Raw genomic sequence first — 15,416 nt, 5'->3', positions numbered from 1 at the left:
TTATCGTTACTTATTAAGCGAACAAGCTCCTTTTTATTCGCACAATCAATGCCTGTTTATTTATAAAATTACATTTTTTGAGCATACTTGGTATTTAGGTAGGCAAATATGATGAGCTAAAACTGTTTTTAAATAATCCCAAAAACAACTGCGTTATCATGCTGATCAGTGATTAACTGCTTAACCCAATAAAATAACGACTAAACAGGCAAATTTTTAACTTTAACAGTCAACAAACTCTATAATTATTGTTATTTTGTTAGGGCGTATGCAAAAAGCTAATTGTCCCTAGCCAGGCTCTTTTAGCAGCTGTAAAACTAATCACTATACATTGATAAAATGAGAGAAATTTATGAGCGATAAAATCAATCCAGACGCGTTACACGCACTAAAAATTGCATTTACTTACATGCCGCAAGCAATTGAAGTAACAAAATACGAATATGGCGAGCGCTATCAAACAGTGCTTGATCATATTGAAGCCGTGCGCGAAGTGTTGCTTATAAACGATGTAGACCCAGAAGAAGTAGGCGGCGACATAAACCCAGAATACACGCCTAATTCTACCTATTAATGGGAAAAGTTTGCTAATTGAGCAAAACAATTAAGTTCGCGTGTTGATAGCCTAACACCCATTACTCAATATATTGCTCAGCGGTTTACGCCTGTTGGTATAAACTGTTAAAAACATATAAATAAATGTGCCTATCTGCCGATACGCATAACGATATAAAATACAATTAAGGTAATTGCGGTGAACTTTTTAAGGCGTTTTCACGATATAGTCTCAGACCAAACTCTGGATTTTAATTCTAAAATTAAAAACCTACTCGCGTTTGGCCTAGAAGTGTTCAGCCTTGATGTAGCAATAATTAGTAAAATTGATGCTAATACGTACACAGTATTACATGCTCTAACACCCGATAACGCCTTATTACCCGGTACACAATTTGAGCTAGATGGCACCTATTGCGTCCATACGTTATCTGCGGGCTCGGCGCTTTCGTTTCATAAAGCCTCACAAAGTACGATTGCAACTCACCCTTGTTACATAAATTTTCAACTTGAATCCTACATTGGCGCACCTATAAAAGTAGCCGATAAAACCTTTGGCACGGTTAACTTTTCATCACCTAACGAGTCAACTGCATTTAGCGACGAAGCCTACGATTACATTGAGCTATTTGCTCAGTGGTTAGGATCTGAATTTGCAAAAATAGACACTAAAGAGCAACTTTTAAAAAATAGCTACACCCTGTCAAAGCTCGAAAACATCGCGAATATCGGCACTTGGGAGGTCGATTTAATCGAGAACAAAGTTTATTGGAGTAAGCAAACTAAACGCATTCATCAGGTAGCCGATGACTATCAGCCAATAGTTGATAACGCAATTGAGTTTTACAAAGAGGGCCCCAGCAGAGAAGCCATAAATAAAGCGGTAGAAAACGCCATAAACAAAGGTGAAAAATGGGATTTAGAGCTTGAGGTTATCACTGCACAAAACCAAGAAATTTGGATTTCGACTTTTGGAGAAGCCGAGTTTCACGAAGGTAATTGCATAAGGCTATTTGGTACATTTCAAGACATTACCGAATCTATATTACTTAGAGAAGCGCTAAAAAAGAAAAAAGCCGAAGCAGAGCATATGTTAGAAGATAGAAGTATGCTATTTGCTAAAATTAGCCACGAGTTACGCACCCCCCTAAATGGCATAACCGGCATGCTCACCACCCTAATAGATGAAAAAGACACTGAAAAACGAGATGAAAAAATAAAAATAGCGCTACGCAGCGCTGATATTTTATTAAATATTATCAACGAAGTACTCGATTTTTCTAAAATTAATCATGGTGAATTAAAACTAGAGCCAACCGATGTACTGCTTAAAACCATATTTAGTGATTTAGCCTCTTTATATACCCCGTTATTTAAAGAAACCCATGTTGAATTAATCATAGAAAATACAATTGATGATAGCTGCTGGGCCTTTTGCGACAGTACACGCCTGAGCCAAATTACCTCTAACTTATTAAGTAACGCATTAAAATTTACCGAGCAAGGCCATGTAAAACTTAAAACACAGCTCATAAATAATAACGATGCGTTATCTCTTGGTATCACAGTTTCTGACACTGGTCGCGGGATGACCCCTGCCTTTTTAGAGTCTTTATTTTCGCCATTTACACAAGAGGTTGACGCTAAAAATAATAAAGGGGGCACAGGGCTTGGCCTAGCAATTATAAAAGAGCTTGTAGAATACATGGGCGGCACAATAAAGGTGACAAGTGAGCTACAAAAAGGCTCAACGTTTAGCATTAATATTCCGCTAGAGCTTGGTAAAGAGCAAGTAATAGACGATATTAAATCAAAAATTGAGTTAAACAGCCATTCGCTCAGTGTACTTATTGTTGATGACAACGATATAAACCGCCGTGTGCTTGATGCCTCTCTTGATAAGTTAAACGTAAAAGCCGACTGCGCCATTGATGGCCAAGACGCTATTTTTAAGTGTAAGCAAAAGCATTACGACCTTATTTTTATGGATTGCATTATGCCAATCCTGGATGGTTTTGAAGCCACTAAAACGCTGAGAGCGCAACGTATTTGCCCTAGCGAAAGCACCTACATTGTAGCGCTAACTGCTAATACATCGTCGCAAGATAAACTAGCTTGCCAGCAAGCAGGCATGGATATGTTTGTCTCTAAGCCATTTAAGCTTCCGCACATAGAAAAAGCGCTTTCTAATGCCTTAGAACATACAGCTAAAGTAAACTAGCTTTAACTATTAAGGATATAAAATGAAAAATATAATAAGAACATTACTATTCACTGTACTGTGTTTAGCCATATTTAAGGGCATTTCCACTGAGCAATGGAGTTCATCAATAACGGTCGTTATTGTATCAGGCGTATTGTTATTAGTTACGTTTATCAATGGGAAAGCATCACGTAGCTCTTCAACTTATACAAGCAATGACTCTGCAATTTATTCTAACAATAACTCACACTCTAATAATGATTGCGGTGGGGATTCTGGCGGCTGTGATTAATAATTTAAAGCGGCCTATTAAAGCTTTGTAGAACGGAGGTATTTTGCCAACAATTAAAATTGCTAAACTCTGGCGTTCTATTGAAGCATTTGGAGAAATTTGTACGCGAATCCTTGGCCTAGGATTAGTCTATCTAATTTTCTCATTCATAGGGCAAGAATTAATAGGTGAGCAGTTCAAAAATGATGTTCTACTAAGCTTAGTCGTCTTACCTGCAATTTATGTCTTAAAAGATTCTCATAAAATTCTGGAAGCAGTTTTCATAAAAGTCATTGCAAAAGATAACTCGATAACCGTATTTAGTGGAATACTAACAAGAAGAGAAGACAAGCTAGGCTTCACAAGTGTCGAAAATGTTGAACAAGTAACAACATTTTTAGGCCGTATTTTTGGTTACTCTACAATCCACTTATATGCTTATGGAAGCTGGGTTAGGATACCTTTCATCAAAGATCCTAAAAGCCTTAGAGTTTGGCTTGAAGAACGAATACCTAACTAAGTTCTCAAAGTCGTTAAAAAAGCCGCCTTTGGAGAGGGCGGCTTGGGTTAACAAACAGCTTTTGGGTGTACCTATTGCTGTTACATCAAGAGACGATTTGCCTATTAAGCTGCATTTTGGTCTTGGTTGCTTTGCTCGCTATGGCGAATTAAGTAATCAAACGCCCCTAAGCTTGCTGTTGCACCACTACCCATTGCAATAATGATTTGCTTAAATGGCGTATTTGTTGCGTCACCCGCACCGTAAACGCCCGGTAATGAGGTTGCGCCTTTAGCGTCAATTTCTATCTCGCCAAACTTGCTTAGTGTAAGGTCGCTCTCTTTTAACCATTCGGTATTAGGGATCAAACCTATTTGTACAAAAATACCTGCAAGTGCTAATGACTTTTCCTCGCCTGTTACACGGTCAGTGTAATTAAGTCCGGTTACTTTTTTACCATCGCCTACTACTTCAGTGGTTTGCGCATTTTTAATAATAGTGATGTTGCTTAAGCTATTCGCTTTACGAATAAGTACTTCGTCAGCGCGCAGCGTGTCAGCAAACTCAAGTACCGTTACATGCTCTACAATGTTAGCTAAGTCGATAGCCGCCTCTATACCCGAGTTACCACCACCAATAACGGCAACAGGCTTACCCTTAAATAGCGGACCATCACAGTGTGGGCAGTAGGCTACGCCATGGCCGCGATATTCTTGCTCACCAGGGACGTTCATTTCACGCCAGCGTGCACCGGTTGCTAAAACAAGCGATTTAGCTTTTAAAGTAGCCCCGTTTTCAAGGGTAATTTCATAACCATTACTACCGCGACCAAGCCCTGCTGCGCGTTGGTTATGCATTACATCTACATCGTATTCTTTAACATGCTCTTCAAGCTGAGCAACAAGCTTTGGACCTTCAGTGGCTTTAATCGAAATAAAGTTTTCGATAGCCAACGTATCGGCAACTTGGCCACCAAATCTATCGGCCACTATACCGGTGTTTAACCCTTTACGAGCAGAGTAAATAGCGGCTGAGGCACCCGCAGGCCCGCCACCGACTACTAATACATCAAACTCATCTTTTTCGCTTAATGCTGCAGCTTGTTTAGCCGCGCCTTTAGTGTCTACTTTATTTAAAATGTCGGTCAGGCTTAATGCACCTTGGCTAAATGGTTCGCCATTTAAGTACACAGCTGGTACTGCTAAAATATTGCGCTCTTCTACTTCGTCTTGAAAGAGTGCGCCGTCAATCATTGTTGCTTTAATTTTGCTGTTTGTTGCTGCCATTGTATTTAGCGCCTGCACTACTTGCGGGCATGTTTGGCAACTTAAGCTTATGTATACTTCAAAATTAAGTTCTTGATTGAGTGATTCTATTTGTTCAATGTCTTCGCTTTTTGCTTTACTTGCGTGTCCGCCAGTGTGTAAAAGCGCTAACACTAAACTTGTAAATTCGTGACCCATAGGTACGCCAGCAAACGTAATGTGGGTGTTTTTTTCAGGTGAATGCACAACCATAGATGGGCGACGTGCGCTCGAATCAGGGTTGCTCACTACCGTAAACTTATCGCTTAGCGAGGCTAAATCGTTTGCTAAGCTTTCTACTTCTGCTGATTTTTTGCTGTCATCCAAGGCAATAAGCAGCTCAACAGGTTGAGTAAGCGATTCAAAATGGCTTTTTAATTGATTTTTAATGTTGTTATCTAACATGGCTTAACCCTTTTTAGGAAAATTTAAACAGCAAACCTCCCATGCCAACTAATGCATGTGCTAATGAGTCCGAGTTGAGATAGGAGGCACCAACAAACGAAATGATGTTGGTTTAAGGGCAGTTACCTGCCCTCATAAAAGTGGGTAAACCTGTATTTAGATTTTACCAACTAGGTCTAGTGAAGGAGCAAGTGTGTCTTCACCTGGCTGCCAAGATGCAGGGCAAACTTCACCGTCGTGAGTTGCAATGTATTGTGCAGCTTGAACTTTACGTACTAACTCTTTAGCGCTACGGCCAATACCTAGGTCATGCGTTTCGATTACTTTGATTTCGCCCTCTGGGTTCATTACAAAAGTACCGCGAAGTGCTAGGCCGTCATCTTCAATCATAACGCCAAAGCTGCGAGTAATACGGCCAGTTGGGTCGCCAATCATTGGAAATTTAATTTTACCAATAGTGTCTGACGTGTCATGCCATGCTTTATGCGTGAAGTGAGTATCAGTTGATACTGAGTAAACTTCTACACCCATTTCTTGTAGCTGCTCGTAGTAATCAGCAACATCGCCAAGCTCAGTAGGACATACAAACGTGAAATCTGCAGGGTAAAAGAAGAAGATTGACCACTTACCTAGTACGTCTTTTTCAGACACTTCTACAAAGTCACCATTGTGGTATGCAGTTGCGTTAAAAGGTTGAATTTTTGTGTTGATCAATGAAGTGCTCATAGTATTCCTCATTTATATTTAAAGTGTTTTAAAGTTACTCAACGCAGCCAAAATGTGTGGCCTTTCGCGTTGGCTTGATTAATACAATAAGCCCATTGATTAACTAAATAAAATTGATTGTTTAGATTAAAACAATCGATTTTTAAGATTGAACTATCTAGCTCTTCTATTCGTAAACGATTTATTACCTGTAAGTGCTAAGAATACTGCTACAATAGCCGCGCTAAAAAACACACAACATAAGGCATGCTGTAATGGAAAAATTTGTTAATCATATTCAACTTGGCTATTTGGGGTTACTACCCTTTTTAGGCTGCGTAGCGTGGCCGCTTATGTTTGGCAGTAATAGCGTTAACTTGGAGTTTTTTACTTTTTATAGCATTGCTATACTGGCATTTATGGCGGGCAATTTATGGCGCGCTGGGATGCAAAGCTACAGCGATGCAATTAAAGCGGTTGTGCCTGTTATACCCGTACCATTTTTATCGTTTATCCCGCTGGAGTGGGCGCTTGCCTGGTTAGGGGCTAGTTTTTGGTTAGTTCTGATCTTTGAAAAAGCCACACCACAATGGCAAACCTACCATCGCGATTATCAAAAAATGCGCTTTATTCTTACCTCAGTGGTATTTGTGTGTCACATACTCACCATTGGTATGAGCCTTTACCCAAAATAACCTTGCGCTGCTTAACCTACTAGGCGTAATAGTGTAACATCCGCGCACTGCTATTTAAGGACGCACCATGATTGATACATTACGCCAGCAGCTTAACGAGCTTGGCGAAAACTACGTAGAAAAAAACGCCGCTTTTAAAATTAAAGTTATTCCGTTTTTTTGCGCTATTAGTATTAAAAAAGATCACAAAAATGAAGGCCGGCTCAGCTTTTACTCAAACCAATTAATAGAAATACTGTTAGTGGTGTTATTTATGTTGTTTGGGCTTACGCTTTATAACCCAGAGGCGGGTTTTACACATGGCCCTATTCATATTGTGTTTGCTATTTTAATTACCTTTAATTTAATTTTAAAACAAATAGCCATTGAAGGGCTTAAAACACGCCTTGCGTTTCATCGTTTGCATGGTGCTAGTACAGCGCAAAATACTCAAAGTGCAGATAAAAACACTCACAAATCTAATTAAGTTATGTATTTAAATCCTAATTGGCGAATTCTCACCGTAGGCGATGGCGATCTATCGTTCTCTAATGCGGTGGTTAATCATATAGAACCGGCAAAGTTAGTCGCATCTACTTATGATAGCGCCGAAACCATAGAGCAAAAATACCAGCACAATGCGCTAGGTAGTTTAAAAAAGTGTCATGTTGAGGTTATTAATTGCTTTGATGTAACGGACCCTTTATGTTGGCAAAAACTAGCTGCCCACCAGCACAGCTTTGATGTGGTTATTTTTCAGTTTCCGCTTATTCCAGCCTTTGTAGGGCGCGAAGCATTTGAAAGCAACACCCAAAAAACCAGCATGAACGTGCTTAATCGCGCGTTACTACATCAATTTATTAAATACGCTAACAAATACGCACTCGACAAAAGCGGCCCTATGCTTTGCTACATAACCTCAAAAGATGTAAAACCCTATCGCGAGTGGAATATTGAAGGCAGCTTAAGTAATGGCCTTGAGGCTAAGTACGCGGGCCAAATGCCTTTTGATATTAACCAGTTTGATGGTTACAAAATAAGAAACGTAGACCGTGACAAACACGTAAAAGACACCAGTGGCATCACTTATGTGTTTACGCCTAAAGCAATCTCGGCGCAATCTGACGAACTAAGCACTCATCTTACAAAGCCTGCGTATTTAGGTGAAAATCATTGCTCGCTTTGTCGGGTAGGCCCTTTTATTGCCACCGAAGATGAAAACAAACACCTTAACGCTAAAAAGCACCAACAAATGCTTAAATTAGAAGATGACTGGCAGGCGTGGCTTACTCACTTTTACAACCGCAACTTATAACCCTGTTTTATAGCTCAATTTAATTAAATCAGCGGCCTTTTCAGCAATAGCAATAACAGGTGCGTTTGTGTTACCTGTTACTATGGTTGGCATAATTGAGGCGTCAATAACCCTTAAGCTGCGTATCCCGTGTACTTGTAGTTTGCTATTAACCACCGCCATATTGTCGGTGCCCATTTTACAGGTGCCCACAGGGTGATACTCGGTATCGGCAGTTTGGCGAATAAACTCAATAAGCTGGTCGTCGTTACTTACATCAAGCGGGTAAACAAAGTTGCCACGAATTTTATCAAAGGCGGGGCTTTGCATAATACGCAGCGCTTTTTTAAGCCCTGCAAGCATAAGCGATAAATCATCAGGGTGGCTTAAATAATTAGGGTCGATAAGCGGCGCACTGCGTGGATTGCTATTGGCAAGCCTTATTGTCCCTCGGCTTTTGGGACGCATAATACTACTGTGAATACTATAGCCATGGCCAAGGTGAACTTTGCGACTATGATCGTCCACCAACCCAATTACAAACTCAAGTTGAATATCCGGCGCAGGCGAATTATCCAACACATTAATAAACGCATGTGACTCAGCAAAATTACTGGTTAATATTCCGCTGCGTTTACTAAACCACTGCGCACACCCTTTAATAATACTTGCAGCGCCTTTTACACTTACCCCAAAGGTGCCTTTTGCAGTATTTGCTTTACACAAAGGCACCACGGTTAAGTGATCTTGTAAATTACCCCCTACTCCTTCCAGTGCATGTTCCAGTGGTATGTTATGCGCTGCTAAATGCGCTTTAGGGCCAATTCCTGAAAGCATTAACACTTGTGGAGAGTTAATTGCACCGGCGCTTAAAAGCACCTCCTTTTTGGCCATTAATGTAATAATTTTACCGCCGCGCTCAAGCTCTACGCCGTGGGCGACCTTATTTTTGATTATAATTTTATTAACGTGGCTGTGGGTAAACACACTAAGGTTAGGCCTGTTTAAGTGCGGTGTTAAATACGCTTTTGCAGCACTACAGCGCTCACCATTATGTTGCGTAACCTGCGAAAGCCGTGCTCCATGTTGCTCAGCGCCATTTATATCGTCATTTAACTGTATTCCTTGCTCAACACACGCCTTTAAAAAGCAAGAGTTTACCGCACTTGGCTTAGTCAGCTCTTGCACATGCAATGGCCCTTTTGTGCCATGTAACGCGTTATTAAACGTTTTATTGTTTTCGGCTTTTATAAAATAGGGTAATAAACTGTTGTAGTCCCACCCAAGGTTGCCATTTTGTGCCCAGTTATCGTAATCGTATTTATTACCGCGTATATACACCATGGCATTAGTAGAGCTAGACCCACCTAGCACTTTACCCCGCGGCACAAAGCCACATCGGTTATTAAGCGCCTTTTGCGGTACCGTATTGTAGTGCCAACTATTTATGCCATATGGCACACTGGCCGCAATACCCGCAGGCATTTGAATTAAAGCGCTCTTATCGCTACCCCCCGACTCTATTAAGCACACACTTATATGCTGATCTTCTGATAAACGCGCTGCCAGCACACAACCTGCACTGCCTGCGCCAATAATAATATAATCAAACGTGTGGTTACTCATAGGTGCCTTTGCATAATCACTATTTAGGTGTTATTGGTAGCTGCTTCTGCTTTGTACATCCATGCAGTTGTAAATAAGCAGTTTTATTGCAGCAAGCTATTCGCTCTATAGTGCATAGATTAAATCCTAAAAACTTGATATTTTTAGACACCCTCTTTAATTTACAGCGCCAGTGTATGAGCAGCCCAATACGTGCCACCTCTTTATATTCAATAGACTCGTTAATTAAAGAACTTGGCGCAGACCCAGCAAGCGTAATGAAAACCTGTAAGGTCACTGTCGACTTTAATAACCTTGAAAACCAATATTTACCCTACTTGAGCTATGCAAATTTATTAGAGTACTGCAGCCACACGCTTAACTGCCCAAGCTTTGGGCTTAAATTAGCAAATAAACAAAACTTTGATATTTTAGGCCACATAGCCATAGCCGCTAAAAGTGGGACTAATTTAGAAGAAGCGCTTAGCTGGGTGGTTAAATATTTACACTTACACAGCCCCGCATTGTGCTTAACAACGCACTCATTAGATAATGACGAGAGCTTATTTTTATCGTTTGAATTTAACCTAAAGCCCCTACCACAAATAAACCAAGCCATAGAGCTCACGCTTGGCTTAGCCATGAGCATAATAAAAAAATTAAGTAATAATCAGTGCAAGCCTCGCACTGTGTTTTTACCGCAAAAGCTGGCAACTAATACACTCGCATACAAAAGCTATTTTGGCTGTGAAGTAATAGAGCACCGCAACAGTGCGGGCATTGTAATAAACAAAGCCGACTTATCGATAAAGCTTAACCACAACAACCTTAATAAAACCGACGCGGCCTTTAATTTTTTAGCTAAACGCAACGAACACAGTCACTCATTACCTGCCCAAGTAAGCGCACTCATAAGGCCAATGCTGCCTATTTATCAATGTTCAAACCAAACTATTGCCGAGGCACTTAATATGCACCCGCGTACCTTGCACCGTGAATTAGCTAAACATAACACCAGCTTTGTAAAACTGAAAGACACCACACGCCGGGCGCTGGCAGCGCATTACTTGCTTCAAAAACAATACTCTATCAGCACTATTTCAATGCTTTTAGGCTATCACGAACAGGCAACCTTATGCGCAAGTGTTAAACGCTGGTTTGGGTATTCTCCACGCGCATACAGGGCAAAAAAAATGTTAAAGTAACGGCTCTTATTATTTAAGCTAAGGAGCAGGCATGAACTTTGTCATTGTCGGTACAAATTTTATTAGTGATACCCTATTAAGCGCAGCAAATACGTTACCTGCATTTAATTTATACGGTGTGTGCTCACGCAAACAATCAAGCGGCGAAGCCTTTTTATCTAATCACCCCAATACCGATGTAAAAATTTTCACCTCAATTGAGCTGGTATGCCAAGACCCCGATGTTGATGCGGTGTATATTGCAGCGCCAAATAGCCTACACAAGCAATATGCAGTAATGTGCCTTGAAGCAGGCAAACATGTACTAGGCGAAAAACCTTCAGCCGCTAATAGCCAAGAGCTAAATGCTATTTTAACTGCAGCTAATGCCAATAAACGCCTATACATGGAAGCAATGATGACCACGCATTTGCCAAACTTTGCGCGACTTAAAAATGCGCTGAGTAAAATTGGTAAACCCCGTAAGTTTATTGGCCAATACAGTCAGTACTCATCACGTTACGATAAATACAAAAACGGCGAACGCCCAAATACCTTTTTACCGGAATTTGCCAATGGCGCTTTGCTCGATTTAGGTGTGTATCCGCTTTACCTACTTATAGCACTTTGGGGCGCTCCACAGCGCGTGAGTGCCAGTGGGGTACTATTAGATACAGGCGTAGATGGCGCAGGCGACGTATTATTAAATTACGATGATAAACAAGCCGTTATTAGCTACTCTAAAATTTCTCAAGGCGATAACATCACAGAAATACAAGGTGAGCGCGGACGCTTACGAATACACGCCGTGTCGCAGTTAAAACACATAGAGTTTGTTGCCAATAACGGGGAGGTTGAGGTTATTTCTGATAAATTTGATGAGCACTTTATGAAATACGAAGTTGCGCACTTTATGAAAACCATAAACGCGCAAAAGCGAGAGTCAGATATTAATACACATCAGCTTGCCCGCGACGTAATGAACGTACTTGATACCGCAAGAAAGCAGCTTGGGGTAGTGTACCCTAATGATAAAAGCGCAGCAGCGGACTAAAGTTGACCCCCATCCGTGGGCAATCAAGGCAAGAGCCTAGTTGTAATTATGTGCTTACTTATTTTTTATTAGGTACAGCTAAATTACACAGGCTCTTTATTAAAGCGTGTAGATTTTTAATGGTTTAATTTGCATAAATCTATTCACCATTCAACCAAGGCTGCGCCAGTTATTAGGCGAACTAGGTTACTCACCTCGCACCACCATTAACCCGCGCCTAGATTGCACACATTTCAATCCATTAAAGTTAGCTTGCTCTAAGCACGCTTATATAAATGAGCAAAGTTAACTTAGCACACAAAAACATGACCAATCAAGCTAGCCAATTATTAAAATTTATACTAAATTGGTAACATAAATAGGTTAACACTCATTTATAATATTATATGGCCGTTACATCACTTTAGAATTTTGACATAATAGTGAATTTTGGGGTAACCTCTGCTAATAACAGTAGGTTTAGGCTATTTGAGCCTATTAGCCGCTATTCCTTAAGGTAATAAAGGTAGAATATGGGAAACCGTCGCTTATTTTGGCGCATTGTTGATAAAGTTGAAGCTTTGATAAACCAAGGAGAGTTTTCTGCTGGGAGTCGTTTACCACCAGAGCGAGAACTTGCCGACATGTTTGACGTAAGCCGCCCAACAATTCGTGAAGCTATTATTGCATTAGAAGTACGAGGCCGCGTAGAGGTCAAAACCGGCTCAGGCGTTTATGTAATAGAACAACAAGAAACATCTGTAAAAACTAAAGAGATCAGCGCTTTTGAGCTAACACAAGCTCGCGCACTCATTGAAGGTGAAATAGCCGCACTTGCCGCTCAATCAATCACCGATGAAGAACTAGCTCAATTAAAGCAAACGCTAATAGCCATGGAAAAAGGCTTATATGTAGAACAAGCAGACCGCGAGTTTCATGAAATTATAGCGCGTGCTACACGTAACAAAGCCCTTGAGTATGCAGTGGCAAATTTATGGGATTTACGTTTAAACAATTCACAAATTGTGGCTGATTATGGCAGTGTGTGTAAAAACAATAACGATTGCGTAATGGATGAGCACACCGCTATTTATAACGCGCTACAAACACACGATGCAAGCGCCGCACGTACCGCAATGCATAAACACTTTAACCGTTTAATTAATGCATTATTTGACGCTGTTGAAGCGCGTGCGCTTGAAGAAATCAAACGTAAAAATGATGAAAAACGTGGCCTTTATTCTTTAGATGGCCTAGTTAAAAGTGCTAGCAAAACACACTAAAACGACCTAAACGTTTATAAGCCAGCGATCTATTCGCTGGCTTTTTTATTTTAAGGCACTCAGCGTTTGCCTTTAGTTATGCATAATCAGCTACGCTAATTCATCGCACATATTAGTCACTCCCTCCCAAATTTAATTTGTATGCACTACAAGCTATTACTTAGCCAATAAAAAACAGATACACTGCGCAAAACTAGACGATTGTTACCAAGGAAAACAATGCAATCATCCACTAAAGACTTTTTGCTCGCGCTTATGTGCGTTATTTTAGCAATGATCACAATTCAATCTGGCGCCTCATTTGCTAAGCAGTTATTTCCTGTTATTGGCCCCGAAGGCACTACTGCACTTAGGCTTGGCTTTTCTGCACTTATTTTGTGTTTAATATTTAAACCGTGGAAACACCTACCAGCTAAGGGTAATCGGTTATCAATTGTGGTATACGGTTTAAGCCTAGGCGGAATGAACATTTTATTTTATTACGCCATTGAACGTATCCCTTTAGGGATTGGTGTGGCGCTTGAATTTACCGGCCCATTAGCGGTGGCGTTATTTAGCTCACGCGCTAAGCGCGACTTATTTTGGGTGGCGTGTGCAATTGCGGGTATTTTACTGTTATTGCCCGATATGAGCAGCCAAGAAAGCCTAGACCCAATTGGCGTAATACTCGCGCTAGGTGCCGGTGCTTGCTGGGCAGCCTATATTTTATTTGGCAAGAAAACCGGCACGCAAAGCTCAGGCGGCGCAACGGTCGCACTCGGCATGACCGTAGCAGCCATTGTACTTGTACCTTATGGCGGCATATTACAAAGCAGTGCGTTTACATGGAGTGTTATACCGCTGGGCATTGGCATTGCTATTTTATCAAGCGCACTGCCCTATACACTTGAAATGGTTGCACTGCGTAATATGCCCGCTCAAGGGTTTAGCATTATGCTAAGTTTAGAGCCTGCGTTTGCCGCCCTTGCTGGGTTTATTATACTTGGTGAGTTATTAACCTTGTGGCAATGGTTGGCTATTTTATTAGTGATTATAGCCTCGGTGGGTAGCTCATTTTCGAGTGTTAAAAAACAATAATCCCCTCTATAAAAAGGCCAGCACATAACTGCGCTGGCCTTTTAAATAACAAAATATTATATAACTTGTATCGCGCTACTTTTTACTTGTCATTAAATAGCCAACTAGTGATATAACTGGCATACCCGCTGCCACTAACGCCACGCTTTCCCAGCCACCAGCTTCGTATAGCGGGCTTGCCATTAACGAGCCAAGCGCTCCACCAACAAAAATACTGGTCATGTATATAGCATTTAAGCGAGCTCGGCTTTGCGGCTCTAATGAATATACCACCCGCTGACCCAGCACCATATTTGCCTGCACAGAAAAATCAATAAATATGCCCGTAAGCGCTAAAATAATAATACCGTGCGGAAGCTCAAATATACTGGGTAAAAAGCACGCAGCAGCAATCACTTTTGCAAGTAACGATAATTGATGCGTGTAACCTTTGTCGGCTAAACGCCCAACAATAGGGGCTGCAATAGCACCAGCTGCGCCTACTAAAGCAAATAAGGCGATTTGTGATTGCGATAAACCATACTCCCTGGCTAATACCACCGGTACGCTGGTCCAAAATAAGCTAAAAGAGGCAAACATAAGCGCCTGATACAATGCCCGCTGACGCAGCACTGGCTGCTGTATTATTAGCTGCTTAAGCGATTTTAATAACTTAAAGTACGTTGTATTGTGTGCCGGTTGCCTGCTCGGTATAGCAAAATATATAACACTGGCTATAAATGCCATACAGCCTGCGGCAAAGTAAAATACGGCTCGCCAACCAAAGTGATCGGCTATCAAGCTTGAAACTGGCCTAGCTAATAAAATACCCAGTAGCAACCCTGCCATTATATTGCCCAGTACTTGCCCACGTTTTTCATCTGACGATAAATGCGCAGCAAGCGGTATTAATACTTGCACCGATACAGAGCTCGCCCCCACCAATAAGCATAATAGCAACATTACACTTGGGCTTTGCGCCAAGCCTGCGCCTATCAAACTTAAAAATGTTATGGCTAAGGTAATGAGCATTAAGCGTTTGTTTTCGACTAAATCAGCCAATGGCACTAAAAAAAACAGTCCCATTGCATAGCCAATTTGTGTAAGCGACACAATAAAACTGGCGCTGTGCGCACTTAAACCCACATCGGGCGCTAATAGCTCAATAATAGGTTGGGCATAATAAATATTTGCCACAATAAGGCCACAGCACAGAGCAATAATGCTCACTAAGGTATTACTTATTTGCACTGGCTGTACACGTGATTGGTTCATAAATAACTCTAATTTATAAATAATAAAACCCACTGCATATAAATGCAGTGGGTAGCCATGGTAAATGTAA

14 protein-coding genes are annotated in these 15,416 nt (G+C 41.0%); 10 read left to right on the top strand and 4 right to left on the bottom strand.

Annotated elements, in window-relative coordinates; all coding sequences use genetic code 11:
* Window positions 1–352 precede the first annotated feature (352 nt).
* From OIZ54_RS03825 to OIZ54_RS03815, 3 genes are all read left to right on the top strand, one after another.
* Window positions 353–574 (top strand): hypothetical protein, encoded by a 222-nt coding sequence (locus OIZ54_RS03825; protein ID WP_024032720.1) that lies wholly within the window; start codon window positions 353–355, stop codon window positions 572–574.
* Window positions 575–754: 180 nt separating this feature from the next.
* On the top strand, window positions 755–2,776 hold the full coding sequence (locus tag OIZ54_RS03820; RefSeq protein ID WP_264389770.1) for an ATP-binding protein: 2,022 nt from the start codon (window positions 755–757) through the stop codon (window positions 2,774–2,776).
* A gap of 317 nt (window positions 2,777–3,093) precedes the next feature.
* Window positions 3,094–3,549 (top strand): PH domain-containing protein, encoded by a 456-nt coding sequence (locus OIZ54_RS03815; protein ID WP_264389769.1) that lies wholly within the window; start codon window positions 3,094–3,096, stop codon window positions 3,547–3,549.
* A gap of 104 nt (window positions 3,550–3,653) precedes the next feature.
* Here OIZ54_RS03815 and ahpF read toward each other — a convergent pair whose 3' ends face one another.
* Both ahpF and ahpC read right to left on the bottom strand, forming a co-directional pair.
* Window positions 3,654–5,237 (bottom strand): alkyl hydroperoxide reductase subunit F, encoded by a 1,584-nt coding sequence (ahpF, locus tag OIZ54_RS03810; RefSeq protein WP_054981773.1) that lies wholly within the window; start codon window positions 5,235–5,237, stop codon window positions 3,654–3,656.
* Between the two features lie 156 nt (window positions 5,238–5,393).
* Window positions 5,394–5,963: an alkyl hydroperoxide reductase subunit C gene (gene ahpC, locus OIZ54_RS03805; protein WP_004587118.1), complete on the bottom strand. Its 570-nt coding sequence runs from the start codon at window positions 5,961–5,963 to the stop codon at window positions 5,394–5,396.
* A 254-nt stretch (window positions 5,964–6,217) separates the two neighbouring features.
* Between ahpC and OIZ54_RS03800 the strand changes: the two genes are divergently transcribed.
* From OIZ54_RS03800 to OIZ54_RS03790, 3 genes are all read left to right on the top strand, one after another.
* Window positions 6,218–6,637, top strand: coding sequence for a DUF3429 domain-containing protein (locus OIZ54_RS03800; protein WP_054981772.1), 420 nt, complete (start codon window positions 6,218–6,220; stop codon window positions 6,635–6,637).
* Window positions 6,638–6,704: 67 nt separating this feature from the next.
* Window positions 6,705–7,103 carry a hypothetical protein gene (locus tag OIZ54_RS03795; RefSeq protein WP_096042842.1) on the top strand — a complete coding sequence of 133 codons (399 nt, stop codon included), beginning with the start codon at window positions 6,705–6,707 and terminating at the stop codon, window positions 7,101–7,103.
* A gap of 3 nt (window positions 7,104–7,106) precedes the next feature.
* Window positions 7,107–7,931 carry a class I SAM-dependent methyltransferase gene (locus tag OIZ54_RS03790; RefSeq protein ID WP_264389768.1) on the top strand — a complete coding sequence of 275 codons (825 nt, stop codon included), beginning with the start codon at window positions 7,107–7,109 and terminating at the stop codon, window positions 7,929–7,931.
* On the opposite strand, the gene OIZ54_RS03785 is transcribed toward OIZ54_RS03790, so the two are convergent.
* Window positions 7,926–9,536: a GMC family oxidoreductase gene (locus OIZ54_RS03785; RefSeq protein ID WP_264389767.1), complete on the bottom strand. Its 1,611-nt coding sequence runs from the start codon at window positions 9,534–9,536 to the stop codon at window positions 7,926–7,928. The genes OIZ54_RS03790 and OIZ54_RS03785 overlap by 6 nt on opposite strands.
* Window positions 9,537–9,712: 176 nt before the next feature.
* Here OIZ54_RS03785 and OIZ54_RS03780 point away from each other — a divergent pair, with 176 nt between their 5' ends.
* From OIZ54_RS03780 to OIZ54_RS03765, 4 genes are all read left to right on the top strand, one after another.
* Entirely contained in the window at window positions 9,713–10,720 is a 1,008-nt protein-coding gene (locus OIZ54_RS03780; RefSeq protein WP_264389766.1) for an AraC family transcriptional regulator, read from the top strand.
* 31 nt (window positions 10,721–10,751) lie between these two features.
* Window positions 10,752–11,753, top strand: a complete 1,002-nt coding sequence (locus OIZ54_RS03775) for a Gfo/Idh/MocA family protein (protein ID WP_248443952.1) — start codon at window positions 10,752–10,754, stop codon at window positions 11,751–11,753.
* Between the two features lie 512 nt (window positions 11,754–12,265).
* Window positions 12,266–13,015, top strand: coding sequence for a FadR/GntR family transcriptional regulator (locus OIZ54_RS03770; protein ID WP_004587131.1), 750 nt, complete (start codon window positions 12,266–12,268; stop codon window positions 13,013–13,015).
* A 219-nt stretch (window positions 13,016–13,234) separates the two neighbouring features.
* A complete protein-coding gene (locus tag OIZ54_RS03765) occupies window positions 13,235–14,092 on the top strand; it encodes an EamA family transporter (RefSeq protein ID WP_248443953.1) in 858 nt (285 codons plus the stop codon).
* Window positions 14,093–14,167: 75 nt separating this feature from the next.
* Here the strand turns inward: OIZ54_RS03765 and OIZ54_RS03760 are convergent, their stop codons facing one another.
* Window positions 14,168–15,346 carry an MFS transporter gene (locus tag OIZ54_RS03760; RefSeq protein ID WP_248443954.1) on the bottom strand — a complete coding sequence of 393 codons (1,179 nt, stop codon included), beginning with the start codon at window positions 15,344–15,346 and terminating at the stop codon, window positions 14,168–14,170.
* Window positions 15,347–15,416 lie beyond the last annotated feature (70 nt).

The sequence above is a fragment of the Pseudoalteromonas sp. A3 genome (assembly GCF_025942345.1).
Taxonomy (GTDB): domain Bacteria; phylum Pseudomonadota; class Gammaproteobacteria; order Enterobacterales; family Alteromonadaceae; genus Pseudoalteromonas; species Pseudoalteromonas atlantica.
This window is presented reverse-complemented; position numbering and strand designations above follow the sequence as displayed.